At 72.0% G+C, this 12,704-nt stretch carries 11 protein-coding genes and 1 tRNA gene; 2 read left to right on the top strand and 10 right to left on the bottom strand.

Annotation, left to right across the window (positions count from 1 at the left end):
• Window positions 1–349 precede the first annotated feature (349 nt).
• Window positions 350–1,033: a hypothetical protein gene (locus tag AN218_RS14530; protein WP_070017305.1), complete on the top strand. Its 684-nt coding sequence runs from the start codon at window positions 350–352 to the stop codon at window positions 1,031–1,033.
• 436 nt (window positions 1,034–1,469) lie between these two features.
• On the opposite strand, the gene AN218_RS14525 is transcribed toward AN218_RS14530, so the two are convergent.
• A tRNA-Tyr gene (locus tag AN218_RS14525) sits at window positions 1,470–1,551 on the bottom strand.
• Window positions 1,552–1,739: 188 nt separating this feature from the next.
• Between AN218_RS14525 and AN218_RS14520 the strand changes: the two genes are divergently transcribed.
• Window positions 1,740–2,228, top strand: a complete 489-nt coding sequence (locus tag AN218_RS14520; protein WP_070017304.1) for a YajQ family cyclic di-GMP-binding protein — start codon at window positions 1,740–1,742, stop codon at window positions 2,226–2,228.
• Between the two features lie 88 nt (window positions 2,229–2,316).
• Here the strand turns inward: AN218_RS14520 and htpX are convergent, their stop codons facing one another.
• The 9 genes from htpX to AN218_RS14475 all read right to left on the bottom strand — a co-directional run.
• A complete protein-coding gene (gene htpX / locus AN218_RS14515) occupies window positions 2,317–3,174 on the bottom strand; it encodes a zinc metalloprotease HtpX (protein ID WP_070017303.1) in 858 nt (285 codons plus the stop codon).
• 179 nt (window positions 3,175–3,353) lie between these two features.
• Window positions 3,354–4,991: an NADH-quinone oxidoreductase subunit N gene (locus AN218_RS14510; protein ID WP_070017302.1), complete on the bottom strand. Its 1,638-nt coding sequence runs from the start codon at window positions 4,989–4,991 to the stop codon at window positions 3,354–3,356.
• Window positions 4,988–6,868, bottom strand: a complete 1,881-nt coding sequence (locus AN218_RS14505; protein WP_244900458.1) for a complex I subunit 4 family protein — start codon at window positions 6,866–6,868, stop codon at window positions 4,988–4,990. The genes AN218_RS14510 and AN218_RS14505 overlap by 4 nt, the downstream gene beginning before the upstream one ends.
• A 26-nt stretch (window positions 6,869–6,894) precedes the next feature.
• A complete protein-coding gene (locus AN218_RS14500) occupies window positions 6,895–8,943 on the bottom strand; it encodes an NADH-quinone oxidoreductase subunit 5 family protein (protein ID WP_070017301.1) in 2,049 nt (682 codons plus the stop codon).
• Window positions 8,940–9,326 (bottom strand): NADH-quinone oxidoreductase subunit NuoK, encoded by a 387-nt coding sequence (nuoK, locus tag AN218_RS14495; protein WP_070017300.1) that lies wholly within the window; start codon window positions 9,324–9,326, stop codon window positions 8,940–8,942. Before nuoK ends, AN218_RS14500 begins: the two co-directional genes overlap by 4 nt.
• Complete coding sequence (locus tag AN218_RS14490) at window positions 9,326–9,997, bottom strand: NADH-quinone oxidoreductase subunit J family protein (RefSeq protein ID WP_070017299.1); 672 nt, start codon at window positions 9,995–9,997, stop codon at window positions 9,326–9,328. The genes nuoK and AN218_RS14490 overlap by 1 nt, the downstream gene beginning before the upstream one ends.
• A complete protein-coding gene (locus AN218_RS14485; protein WP_070017298.1) occupies window positions 9,994–10,629 on the bottom strand; it encodes a NuoI/complex I 23 kDa subunit family protein in 636 nt (211 codons plus the stop codon). The genes AN218_RS14490 and AN218_RS14485 overlap by 4 nt, the downstream gene beginning before the upstream one ends.
• Complete coding sequence (locus tag AN218_RS14480) at window positions 10,629–11,591, bottom strand: complex I subunit 1/NuoH family protein (RefSeq protein WP_070017297.1); 963 nt, start codon at window positions 11,589–11,591, stop codon at window positions 10,629–10,631. Before AN218_RS14480 ends, AN218_RS14485 begins: the two co-directional genes overlap by 1 nt.
• The coding region (locus AN218_RS14475) for an NADH-quinone oxidoreductase subunit C (protein ID WP_420855973.1) at window positions 11,588–12,704 on the bottom strand (1,117 nt) is incomplete at its 5' end. The genes AN218_RS14480 and AN218_RS14475, both read right to left, overlap by 4 nt.

The raw sequence follows: 12,704 nt of genomic DNA, 5'->3' as shown, positions 1-12,704 counted from the left end.
CAACTCGCGTACGACGAGGAGTTGTTCGGGCGTCCACCCCCAGTAGACCCCCGTCCCGGGGACGTTCGGTGCGCAAGGCCCCGGGACGGGTCCAACGTCCACGAGAGCAGCCACCGTGCGTGGCCGGCCCCAAGACGACGTGCTCAATGTCGTCGCCGCATGGGCCAGGCCGCAGCGAACGCGGAACCGCATGCGAGGAGGACCGATGGCTGACACCCCGATATGCCGATGCGGGACGCCGACGAGAGAACTCGGCAGCGGCGTCTACCGCTGCCCGAGATGCAAGCGGGCCACGACACGGAAGTGACCGGCCGCTCCCCACCGCCGCAGACCTACTCCGAAAGAACGTATGCCGACCTCAGCGAAACAACACCCCGCCGACAAGACGGCCCAACGCCCGCAGGTGGTCCCGTACATCGCGCAGTGGAGCGCGGAAGGCAGCGCGCCGCGTCCCCAGGTGGTCACGCGCAGAGGCCGGATCGCCTTCGTCGACGAACGCCGCTACGACCGGGACGCCGACGGCATCCTGTGGACGCGCGTTCCGTTCCAACCGGGCAAGGGGACACCGCAGTTCGGCCATGTCCATGCCCTCCGGCAGCGCAACGCCATGGAACGCCTGCTCTGCCACGTGTGCGGCCGCCCGGCCGACAGCAACTCCGACGGCGTCCTCTGGCTCCTCACCGAAGAACCGCGCTGCCCGCCCGAGGGCGGGAGCGGGGACGTCGTCACCGAGCACCCGCCGCTGTGCCTGCCCTGCGCGCACATCGCCATCGCCGCATGCCCTCGACTGCGGCACGACTTCACCGCCGTACGTGTCCGGGCCTTCGAACGCGCCGGGGTCCGCGGAGCCCTCTATCAACGTGCCACCCCGCACCCGGTCCCCATCGACGTGGTCTCCGTCGCCTTCGACAACCCCGCCATCGGCTGGGTCCGCGCCGGAAAGCTCCTCCTCCGGCTGACCGACTACCAACCCGTCGACCTCTACGCAGAGGACCACGTGCCGACAGACGAGCGCAGCCTTCTACGACCTTAAGAACGCGCTTCTCCGTCACGCTGCCCCGGCGGGAGCAACAGATCCCTTTCGGGATGGCTTTCGCCTCGCACCGAACCGCTCACGCTGCGGCTCCGTTGCGGCGTGATCGGTGAGGGCTCGCGTGCCAGGTACTGCAACGTCACCGCAGTTTCCGAAGTGCGGCCCCAACGCAGCCGTCAGCACCGAGAGGAACAGCGACAGATCGCGCGTCCCATCCGCGGCCCGTTGCGCAACTGACGCCCTATCCGAAGCAGCCCACAGGACCGCAAAGCAGGGCCGCCATCCTGCCCCACACCCGCCCCACACAAGCTGGTCAGCACGCGAATCAGTGTGAGACGAAGCGGGACATACACCGCAATAAGTACGAGCACAGGAAGCCGACACAACAGAGGCCCGTCACCGGCAACTTCACTGGTGACGGGCCTCTCGCTGTCTGTGGCGGCGCTAGGATTCGAACCTAGGAAGGCTGAGCCGGCAGATTTACAGTCTGCTCCCTTTGGCCGCTCGGGCACACCGCCTGGGATTGCTGCCCGGCCCGCCCTGGGGCGGTGCTCCGTGGCAACGCTGTAAACCATACCCGATGACCGGGGGTGCTTCGCCACCCGGTTGATCAGGGGTGCGGGGGTCGCTCAGTGGCTAGGCTGACCCGGCGGTTCGCGTCGCGGGCCGCTTCCGTGACGGATCTACGACGAGGAGCCAACTCACCATGGCCGACTCCAGTTTCGACATCGTCTCGAAGGTCGAGCGGCAGGAGGTCGACAACGCCGTCAACCAGGCCGCCAAGGAGATCTCGCAGCGCTACGACTTCCGCGGTGTGGACGCCTCGGTCGCGTGGTCGGGCGAGAAGATCGAGATGCGGGCCAACGCCGAGGAGCGGGTGAAGGCCGTCCTGGACATCTTCCAGTCAAAGCTGATCAAGCGCGGCATCTCGCTCAAGGCCCTGGACGCGGGCGAACCGCAGGCGTCCGGCAAGGAGTACAAGATCTTCGCGTCGTTGAAGGAGGGCATCGAGCAGGACGACGCGAAGAAGATCGCGAAGGTCATCCGCGACGAGGGGCCCAAGGGCGTCAAGGCGCAGGTGCAGGGCGACGAGCTGCGGGTGTCGTCGAAGAGCCGCGATCATCTCCAGGAGATCATCGCGCTGTTGAAGGGCAAGGACTTCGACTTCCCGATCCAGTTCGTCAACTACCGCTGACCGGGCGGGAGTCCGGTGCCCGGTGACGTGAACGGGGCGCCGGCCGCCGCCCCGGCACCCGCGCCGCCCGTCCAGATGCGCCGTCGGCCTAAGCGCGCCGCCCCGCCATGCGCTCCAGGCGTGCGATGCGCTGGGCCATCGGCGGGTGCGTGGAGAAGAGGCGGGCCGCGCCCGCGCCGCGGAACGGGTTCGCGATCATCATGTGGCTCGCCGTCTCCAGGCGCGGCTCCGGCGGCAGCGGCAACTGCCGTGTCCCCGCTTCGAGTTTGCGCAGCGCGGAGGCGAGGGCGAGCGGGTCGCCGGTGAGCTGGGCACCGGAGGCGTCGGCCTCGTACTCGCGGGAGCGGGAGACGGCGAGCTGGATGACGGTGGCCGCCAGCGGCCCCAGGATCATGATCATCAGCATGCCGATGAGGCCGGGGCCCTCGTCGTCGTCGCTGCGCCCGAACGGGATCAGCCAGGCGAAGTTGACGAGGAACATCACGACGGAGGCGAGCGCGCCCGCGACCGAGGAGATGAGGATGTCGCGGTTGTAGACGTGGCTCAGTTCGTGGCCGATGACGCCGCGCAGTTCGCGTTCGTCGAGCAGGCGCAGGATGCCGTCCGTACAACAGACGGCGGCGTTGCGGGGGTTGCGGCCGGTGGCGAAGGCGTTCGGCGCCTGGGTGGGCGAGATGTAGAGGCGGGGCATGGGCTGCCGTGCGGCCGTGGACAGTTCGCGCACCATCCGGTAGAGCCCGGGGGCCTCGAACTCGCTGACGGGGCGGGCGCGCATCGCGCTGAGGGCGATGCGGTCGCTGCGCCAGTACGCGTAGCCGTTGGTGCCGAGGGCGACGAGCAGGGCGATGAACAGGCCCGTACGTCCGAAGAAGCTGCCGATGACGATGATGAGTGCCGACAGTCCCCCGAGGAGCAGGGCTGTCCTCAGCCCGTTGTGCCGGTGCACAGTACGCCCTCCAGTGGTGCAGCAGGGGAACCCTGAGCCGCGTGGTCGTGCCACGGTTCGCTGGAACCTCTCCGCCCTGGTCAACGCGGGGAGCCGGACAACAGTTCCCTGCCTGGGGCGATGTGCTCCGTACGGGCTGTGTGCGGGCTGTATACGAACCTCGTACGGGCCGGGGAGCCCTAGCGCAGGCCGCCCGCGGTGAGCGTCAGCACCAGTTCCGGATCGAGGGAGAGGGCGATGCCGGCCGCCGCGGTGAGGGCGATGCCCGCGGCGAGCGGCGGGGCGATCCGGGGGCGGGCGGGGGCGGACGCCGGCGCTCCGGCTCCGGTGGCCGCGGCGGCCCCGGCGGCCCCGGAGGTCTCCGGGAGCGGCGCACGGAAGACGAGCGCCGTCCAGCGCAGGTAGTAGAAGAGCGCGACGACGACGTTCACGGCCATGATCACCGCGAGCCAGCCGAGGCCGTTGCCGACCGCCGTGGAGAAGATCGCCACCTTCGCGAAGAGCCCGATCACGCCGGGCGGCAGTCCGGCCAGGCAGAGCAGGAAGAAGGCGAGCGCGAGGGCGGCCACCGGATGGGCGGCGTACAGGCCGCGGTAGTCGCTGAGGCGGTTGGCGGCGCTGCTGCGGCTGATGTGGGCGACGACGGCGAAGGCGCCGAGGTTCACCGCCCCGTACATCAGCAGATACGCCACGGTGGCGCCGACGGTGGAGAGGGCGGCGCCCGCGGGGTCGGTGCCGCCCATGTCCGGTGCGGCGGCGGCCAGGGGCACCAGCAGATATCCCGCCTGTCCGACGGAGGACCAGGCCAGCAGGCGTACGGCGCCGTGCGCGCGGTCGGTGCGCTGGCGCAGGGCGGCGGCGTTCCCGGCGGTCATGGTGACGGCGGCGAGCACCGCGAGGGCCGTGCCCCACAGTTCGGCGCGGGAGGAGAACGCCTGGACGAGGAGGAGCAGAAGCCCGGAGATCCCGGCCGTCTTGCCGACGACGGAGAGAAAGGCGGCGACGGGTACGGGCGCGCCGACATAGGTGTCCGGCACCCAGAAGTGGAAGGGGACGACGGACGCCTTGAACGCGAAGCCGACGAGCGTGAGCGCGAGGCCCGCGCCGCCGAGCGCCTCGAGTTGGGGGTCGGCGCGGGTGAGGCCCTCGTCGATCCCACGGAAGTAGAGCGTGCCGGTGACCGCGTAGAGGAAGCTCACGCCGAGCAGCGTGACGGCGGTGGCGGTCACGGAGGAGAGGAAGAACTTCAGCGCGGCTTCGGCGGAGCCGCGGCTTCCGTGCCGCATGCCGACGAGCGCGAAGGCGGGCAGCGACGCGGTCTCCAGCGCGATGACGAGCGTGACGAGGTCGCGCGAGGCGGGGACGAGGGCGGCTCCGGCGGTGGCCGACAGCAGCAGGAACCAGTACTCGCCGGCGGGCAGCCGCAGATCGCGCACCGCGGGCATCGACAGCAGCACGGTGATGAACCCCGCGCCCAGCACCAGGAATTGGAGCACCAACGCGAGGGTGTCGGCGGAGTAGCTGCACGTATGGGAGCGGTCGGGCAGGCAGAACGTCGCCAGGTCCCTCGTACGGAGGAGAAGCAGCGGCAGCGCCGAGATCAGCAGCGCGACGGCGGAGGCCGGGCCCAGCAGCCGCTTGCCGCGCTCGGGCAGGAAGAGATCGGCGACGAGGACGGCGAGACCGGCGACGGCGGCGATCGTCGGCGGGGAGATCGCGAGCCAGTCGACGGACTGGACGGCCGACTCCGCGAGGAGCAGCGGCTGCGGCACGGGCGCGGCGGCGGGGACCGTGAGGGCCTGGGCGAGGAGGGTCATCGGGCCGCTCCCGTCAGGAGGTTCTGCACGGCGGGGTCGGTCAGTCCCAGCAGGAGCGCGGGCCACAGTCCCGCGGCGACGGTCAGGACGACGAGGGGGGTCCAGGCCGCGTACTCGTAGCCGCGTACGTCGGGGACGCCGGCGGTCGCGGGCGGTGGCGGCGCCGGTTCGTGCGCGGGGGCGCCGGGCGGACCGGCGGGCGCGGACGACGTTCCGGACCCGGACGCGGAGTCGGCGGCGGAGGCGGAGTCGGCGGCGGAGACGGACCGGGACGCGGCGGCGGGCGCCGTGGCCGGTTCCGGATCGCGCAGTTCCACGCGCTCGTGGTGCTCCGCCGCTCCGCGCTCCTCCAGCGGATCGCCCATGCACACCCGCCGTACGACGACGAGCAGATACGCGGCGGTGAGCAGCGTGCCGAGGGCGCCGACCGCCATGAACGTCACGAACGCGGGGCGGCTGAGCCCGCCGGCCGGGTCGTACGCGCCGAGCAGCGCCAGCATCTCCCCCCAGAATCCCGCGAGTCCGGGCAGTCCGAGCGAGGCGACCGCGCCGAAGGCGAGGAGGCCGCCGAAGCGGGGCGCGGTGCCGTAGAGCGCGCCGCCCGTGGCGCCCGCGAGGGTGTCGAGATCGGTGCTGCCGGTGCGCTGCTTGAGGGCGCCGACGAGGAAGAAGAGCAGACCGGTGATGAGGCCGTGCGCGACGTTCGCGAACAGGGCGCCGTTGACGCCCGTCGGAGTCATCGTGGCGATGCCCAGCAGCACGAAGCCCATGTGTCCCACGGACGAGTACGCGATGAGCCGCTTGAGGTCGCCGCCCGCTCCGCGGCGGGCGAGCGCGAGACAGGCCAGCGATCCGTAGACGATCCCGGCGACGGCGAAGGCGCCGAGATACGGGGCGAAGACGCGCATCCCCTCGGGCGCCACGGGCAGCACGATGCGTACGAAGCCGTAGGTGCCCATCTTCAGCAGGACGCCGGCCAGCAGCACGGAGCCGACCGTCGGGGCCGCGGTGTGCGCGTCGGGCAGCCAACTGTGCAGCGGCCACATCGGGGCCTTCACGGCGAGCCCGGCGCTGATGGCGAGGACGGCGGTGATCTGCACCGTACGGCTCAGACCTGAGTGACTGTCAGTGGCGAGTGCCACGATGTCGAACGTGCCGCCCTTGAAGCCGAGAAGGAGCAGGCCGAGCAGCATCACGACGGAACCGAGCAGGGTGTAGAGGATGAACTTCCAGGCAGCCGGGCCGCGTCCGGGACCGCCCCAGCGGGCGATGAGGAAGTACATGGGGACGAGGACGGTCTCGAAGGCGAGGAAGAAGAACAGCAGATCGAGAGCGGCGAAGGTGGCGAGCGTGCCGGTCTCCAGAAGCAGCAGCAGCGCGACGAAGGCCTGGGGGCTGCCGGCGCGGCGTATGGCGGTGCCGCCGTCCGCGGGCTCGGGGGCGTCCGAAGTGCCCGCGCTCTGCGGTGCGTCGGCCGCGTCGCCGGTGTCCGTTCCCGTGGCCGCGCCGGTGCCTGAGCCCGTGGCCGTGCCGGTGCACATACCCGAGCCGTAGCTGTAGAGCGCGCAGAGGAAGGTGAGCAGCGCCGTCAGGACGAGCAGCGGCAACGAGACGCCGTCGACGCCGAGATGGAGGTGAATGCCGAGGGAGGGGATCCACTCGACGTCGGACTCGGCCTGCATGGCGCCGGATCGCCCGGTGTCGAAGCCGAGCGCGAGGACGACGGACGCGGCGAAGACCACGCCGGTGACGGTGACGCCGTGCCGGAGCACGGCCTGCCGGGGGCTGCGGCCCTTGAGCCCGGGGGGCGCCGGCAGCAGCGCGGCGATCGAGCCGAGAAGGGGGAGGACGAGCACGGCGACGAGGAGCGCGCGCATGACGGCGGGGTCGAGGGAGATCACGGTCAGGCCCCTCCGGTTCCGGCGGCGACGAGGACGACGGCCACGGTGAGCAGAAGGGAGCCCACGACGAGCGCGCCGAGATAGGTCTGCGTGTTGCCCGTCTGCGTACGGCGCACGAGCGTGCCCAGCAGCGTGGGTCCGAGGGCCGCGCCGCGTACGTACGTCTCGACGACCTCACGGTCGAGGAAGCGCACGAGGCGGGCGGCGGCGTGCACGGGACGTACGAACAGGGCGCGGTAGAGGGCGTCCAGCCGGAAGCCGTGCGCGGCGGCGCCGTGCAGCGGGCCGAGCAGCAGCCGCCCGGGGTCGGCCGGATCGGGGGCCGAGGCGATGTCGCCGTAGGCGGGTTCGTGGGTGGCGATGGCCTCGGCCTCCGAGAGGGCGGGGTCGCCCTGGGGGTGCGCCGCGACGGCGCCCATGGGCGCGCGGGAGGCGGCGAGCGCGGTGGTGTGGCGCCACGCGGCGTAGGTGACGAGCACGCCGACGAGGGCGATGCCGGTGGCGAGTACGGAGGTGACGAGGGAGGGGGCGAGGGAGCCGCTGTCGAACCAGGACGACAGCGCGCCGAAGGCGAGACCGAGCGCGAGGGAGGGCAGGGCGAGCACCCACAACACGACGTTCATGACGGCCGGTTCGCGTCCGTGTTCGCGGGCCGAGGCGCGCGGGCCCTCGCCGCGGAAGGCGAGGAGCCAGAGCCGGGTGGCGTACGCGGCGGTGAGCAGCGCACCGAGCAGTCCGGCGACGAGCACGATCCAGCCGGCCGCCGGGACGGTGCCGGTGCCGGTGCCGGTGCCGTGCTGCGCGCCGGCGAAGGCGGCGTGCTCCGCGGCGCCGAGGACCGCCTCCTTGGAGAAGAAGCCGCTGAAGGGGGGCAGCGCGGCGAGGGCGAGCAGGCCGACCGTCATCGTCCAGTACGCGTCGGGGGCGATCTTGGTGAGGCCGCCCATACGGGCCATCGCGGCGAGGGAGTTGGTGCCCGCGGCGTGGATGACGACGCCCGCGGCGAGGAAGAGAAGGGCCTTGAAGGCACCGTGTGTGAGGAGGTGGAAGACGGCGGCGCCCGGGTCGGCGACGGCCAGCGCCCCTGCCATATAGGCGAGTTGGCCGATGGTGGAGTAGGCGAGCACGCGTTTGATGTCGTCCTGCGCGAGCGCGCACAGCGCCGAGCCGACGATGGTCACGGCGGCCATGGCGGCGAGCACGACGAGCGCGGCGGTCGAGGCGGCGAAGACCGGCAGCAGCCGGGCGACGACATAGACGCCCGCGGCGACCATCGTCGCGGCGTGGATCAGCGCGGAGACGGGGGTGGGACCGGCCATCGCGTCGGGCAGCCAGGTGTGCAGCGGGAACTGCGCGGACTTGCCCGCGATCCCGGCGAGCAGCAGCAGCGCGACGACGGTGGGGTGCGTCAGCTCGAACTGGGAGAGCTGCGAGGTCAGCCGGCCGGTGATGCCGCTGATGCGGAACGTCCCCGCGTCGGTGGCGAGCACGAAGATGCCGATGAGGAAGGGGACGTCGCCGAGCTTGGTGACGAGGAACGCCTTGAGGGACGCGGCCCGCGCGGCCTGCGTCTCCCAGTAGTGCCCGACGAGGAAGTACGAGCAGATGCCCATGACCTCCCAGCCGACGAGCAGCACGATGAGGTCGTCCGCGTAGACGACGAGCAGCATCGCGGCGGTGAAGAGGGAGACGAAGGCGGCGTAACTGGCGTAGCGCGGGTCCTCGCGGAGGTAGCCCGTCGAGTAGAGCTGTACGCACGAGGCGACGACGCCGACGAGTACGGCCACCAGGACGGCGAACCCGTCGAGGTTCAGGGCGAGTTGGACCGGCAGGGCCGCGTCGCCGGTGGGGGTCAGCTCGGCCGCCGCCCGGACCGGTTCGCCGCCGCCCTGGCGTACGGCGACGGTGATCGCGAAGACGGTGGAGAGAAGAGTGGGCAGAACGGCCAGCGGGCGGGCGAAGCCGGGCGCGCTGCGGCCGGTGAGCAGCCCGGCGACGGCGCCCAGGAAGGGCAGAAGGGGGACGAGGGCCGCGAGGGTCGTCGTGCTCACGCTTTCTGCCTCCCGCTGTCGGTGGTTGCGGCCGCACCCGCCCTGCCCTGCCCGGGAGTTGTGGGCGGCCCGGGCCCGTCCTCGCGGAGGTCTCTGAGCCGGTCGACGTCGGAGCTGCCGCGGCTGCGGTAGACCAGCAGCACGATGGCAAGCCCGATGCCGATCTCGGCGGCGGCGACGGCGATGGTGAAGAGCGCGAGCGCCTGGCCGGTGTGCAGTTCCTCGCGCAGCCAGACGTCGAAGGCGACGAGGTTGAGGTTGACGGCGTTGAGCATCAACTCGACCGACATCAGCATCAGGATGGCGTTGCGGCGGGCGAGGACGCCGTAGAGGCCGGTGGAGAAGAGAAGGGCCGCGAGCACGGCCGGGTATGCGAGGTGCATCAGCTCCGCCCCTCCCCGTCCGCCGCCGGATCGGCGTCCTCCGCGTCGTCCGTACCGCCGTCCATGGCGCCGCCCGTACCGCCGTCCGTCGGCGTCGGCGAACCGGCCGCCGGGGCCGAGGAGTTCGCCGGATCCGCGCGGCGGGAGAGGACGATGGCGCCGACGAGCGCCGCGAGCAGCAGGACGGACAGCGCCTCGAAGGGCAGCACCCAGCCCCGGAAGAGCGCCTCGCCCGTGACCCGTGTGGATCCCTTCGCGGATGTGCCCAGGCCGATCCAGGTCGTACGGAACGCGTCCACGACGAGGGTGACGAGCGTGCCCGCGGAGATTACGGCGACGGCGAGCGCGACCGGCCGGTTGCCCGAGTCCGCGTCGGGCGAGGGACCGATCGGCGCCTTGGTGAGCATCAGCCCGAAGAGCAGCAGGACGACGACGGACCCCACGTAGATCAGCACCTGCACCCAGGCGATGAACTCGGCCGTCAGCAGCAGATATTCGACGGCCACGCCGCCCAGCGCGGCCACGAGCCACAGCGCGGCGTGCACGAGCTGCTTCGTGGTGACCGTGACCAGCGCGGCGCCGAAGGTGGCCAGCCCCACGAGTACGAAGACGATCTCGACCCCGGTGGGCGAGAGGAAGCCGGGGTGGGCGCCGGCTGCGGCGAGGTTCACGAAGCGCCCCCCTGGCCGCCGTTGCCCTGTTCCCGGTCCGTGCCTGGCGCCTCCGACGCGGCCCCGGCGCCCGGTTCAGCGTCGGCTTCCGCTTCCGCCTCCGCCTCCGCCTGCTGTGCCGCGAGCTTGTCCGCCGTCTTACGGGCGGCGCCGACCTCCTTGGGCTCCTCGGCGGCCGGGTCGAGCGGTGGCGGTTCCGGCACCGTCCACATCCACTCCCGGAGCTTGTCCCGTTCGTGTGTCAGATCGCGGATGTCGGTCTCGGCGTACTCGAACTCCGGTGACCAGAACAGCGCGTCGAATGGGCAGACGTCGATGCAGATGCCGCAGTACATGCACAGGGAGAAGTCGATGGCGAAGCGGTCCAGCACGTTCCGGCTGCGCTCGCGCCCGCCGGGCGCCGCGGGCGGCACCGTCTCCTTGTGCGAGTCGATGTAGATGCACCAGTCGGGACACTCGCGGGCGCAGAGCATGCAGACCGTGCAGTTCTCCTCGAAGAGCGCGATCACCCCCCGGCTGCGCGGCGGCAGTTGGGGCAGCGTGTCGGGATAGTGCGCGGTGACCGAGCGGCGCGTCATCGTACGAAGGGTGACGGCCAGCCCCTTGGCGAGTCCGGAGCCGGGCACGGGCATTACTGGATCACCACCTTGACGACGCCGGTGAGGGCGATCTGGAAGAGGGCGAGCGGGACGAGCACCGTCCACGCCAGACGCTGGATCTGGTCCTCGCGCAGCCGCGGATAGCTCACGCGCAGCCAGATGACGACGAAGGCCAGGACGGCGGTCTTCAGCAGCGTCCACACCCAGCCGAGGTCCGCGGCGGCCGGACCGTGCCAGCCGCCGAGGAAGAGCACGGCCGTCAGCGCGGAGAGCACGACGATGCCCGCGTACTCGGCGAGCAGGAACAGCGCGAACCGCAGCCCCGTGTACTCGGTGAAGGCGCCGAAGATGATCTCCGAGTCGGCGACCGGAGCGTCGAACGGCGGACGTTGGAGCTCGGCGAGGCCCGCGGTGAAGAAGACCAGTCCGCCGGTGATCTGCCACAGCAGCCACCACCACTGCCAGCTCTCCAGGATGCCCGGCAGCGAGAGCGTGCCCGCGGCCATCGCCACGGAGGCGGCGGCGAGCAGCATCGGCAGCTCGTACGCGAGGAGTTGGGCCGCCGTACGCAGACCGCCGAGCAACGAGAACTTGTTGGCGGAGGCCCAGCCGCCCATCAGCGAGCCCAGCACGCCGACGCCCATCACCGCGAGGACGAAGAAGACGCCCGCGTCGACGGCCTGGCCGACCGCGTCGCCGTCCCCGACCGGGATCACGATCAGTACGACGAGGTACGGCAACAGGGCGACGGCGGGCGCGAGCTGGAAGATCCGGCGGTCGGCGCCCTCCGGGACGATGTCTTCCTTCTGCGCGAACTTCACGCCGTCCGCGACGAGTTGGGCCCAGCCGTGGAAGCCGCCGGCGTACATCGGTCCGACGCGGCCCTGCATATGGGCCATCGCCTTGTGCTCGGCCTGGCCGACGATCAGCGGAAGCAGCAGGAAGGCCAGCAGCACGGCGGCCAGCCGCCACAGGACATCGGCCACATCCATCAGGCGCCGCCCTTCGGTCCGTCGCCGCCGTCCTCGCCACGCGGGGTGTCCTTGCCGCGCCCGGTGTCCTCGCCGTCGCGCTCTTCCTCGCCGTTACGCGCTTCCTCGCCGCTGGACGGGCGGGACTCACCCGTGGACGGGCGGGACTCGTGCCACGGTGCGTCAGACGCCCGGGGGCCCGAAGTCGGGGTGTCCGGGGCCGAGTTGTCGGATGTCGGAGTGTCGGAAACCGGGGTGCCGGATGTCGGGGCGCCGGAAGCCGAGGCGTTCCCGGCCGTGGCGCCGGTCTCGCCGGAACCCTCCGTGCCGCGCTGGCTGGCCGAGCCCGCGCTCGCCGACCGCGTACGCCGTGCGGGACGCGCGGGGCGCTCACCGGACGCCGCCGCTCCCGCCCCCGCACCGGCACGCCCCGCACGTCCACGCGCGGGCCGGGACGGTACGGGCGGAAGCTGGCCCTTGAGCGGGCCCCACTCGTTGGGGTCGGGGACGCCGGGCGGCAGCATCTGCCGCCGCTTCGGGGCCCCGTCGGCGGACTCGCCCGGCTCGACGGCACCCGGCCACGCCTTGGCGACCCGTGCCGCGAGGACGAAGTCCTTGCGCAGCGGGTGCCCTTCGAAGGAGTCGGGCAGCAGCAGGGGCGTGAGCGCGGGGTGGCCCGTGAAGGTCACGCCGAACATCTCGTGTGTCTCCCGCTCGTGCCAGGCCGCACCCGCGAAGACGGGCGTCGCGGTCGGCAGCGCCGGTGCCTCGTGCGGAACGGTCGTACGCAGCAGCAGACGACGCACCGCCCCGCCGCCGCCCGGTTCCTCGGCGGGCTCGGGCAGCGCGACGAGGTGCGCACACACCTGGAAGCCGGTGCCCGGCTCGTCCACGGCGCTCAGCCAGTCGAAGAAGCGGCAGCCCAGGGTGTCACGCGCCGTCTCCAGCGCGGGAGTCCACGACGCCGGAGGCACGTCGACGGTGAGCAGGCCGTACGCCTCCTCGGCCCGCGCGCCCTCGCCGAAGAGCGCCTCGGCACCGTCCGGCAGCCAGCCGGCGGGCACGGTCGCGGACTCCGGAAGGGCGGGCTCCGGGGCCTGGGCCGCGGGCTCGGCGGCTTCGCCGGCCTGCGGGGCG

It is taken from the genome of Streptomyces nanshensis, from assembly GCF_001751255.1.
Taxonomy (GTDB): Bacteria; Actinomycetota; Actinomycetes; order Streptomycetales; family Streptomycetaceae; genus Streptomyces; species Streptomyces nanshensis_A.
Note: the sequence above shows the minus strand (reverse complement) of the source record. Positions and strands in the feature narration are given on the sequence as shown.

Bases quoted from the DNA above. Each gene is read 5' to 3' on its own strand.
- AN218_RS14530 (WP_070017305.1), top strand. From the start codon at position 350: ATGCCGACCTCAGCGAAACAACACCCCGCCGACAAGACGGCCCAACGC.
- AN218_RS14485 (WP_070017298.1), bottom strand. From the start codon at position 10,629: ATGCCCGTGCCCGGCTCCGGACTCGCCAAGGGGCTGGCCGTCACCCTT.
- nuoK (WP_070017300.1), bottom strand. From the start codon at position 9,326: ATGCACCTCGCATACCCGGCCGTGCTCGCGGCCCTTCTCTTCTCCACC.
- AN218_RS14520 (WP_070017304.1), top strand. From the start codon at position 1,740: ATGGCCGACTCCAGTTTCGACATCGTCTCGAAGGTCGAGCGGCAGGAG.
- AN218_RS14510 (WP_070017302.1), bottom strand. From the start codon at position 4,991: ATGACCCTCCTCGCCCAGGCCCTCACGGTCCCCGCCGCCGCGCCCGTG.
- AN218_RS14505 (WP_244900458.1), bottom strand. From the start codon at position 6,868: ATGCGCGCGCTCCTCGTCGCCGTGCTCGTCCTCCCCCTTCTCGGCTCG.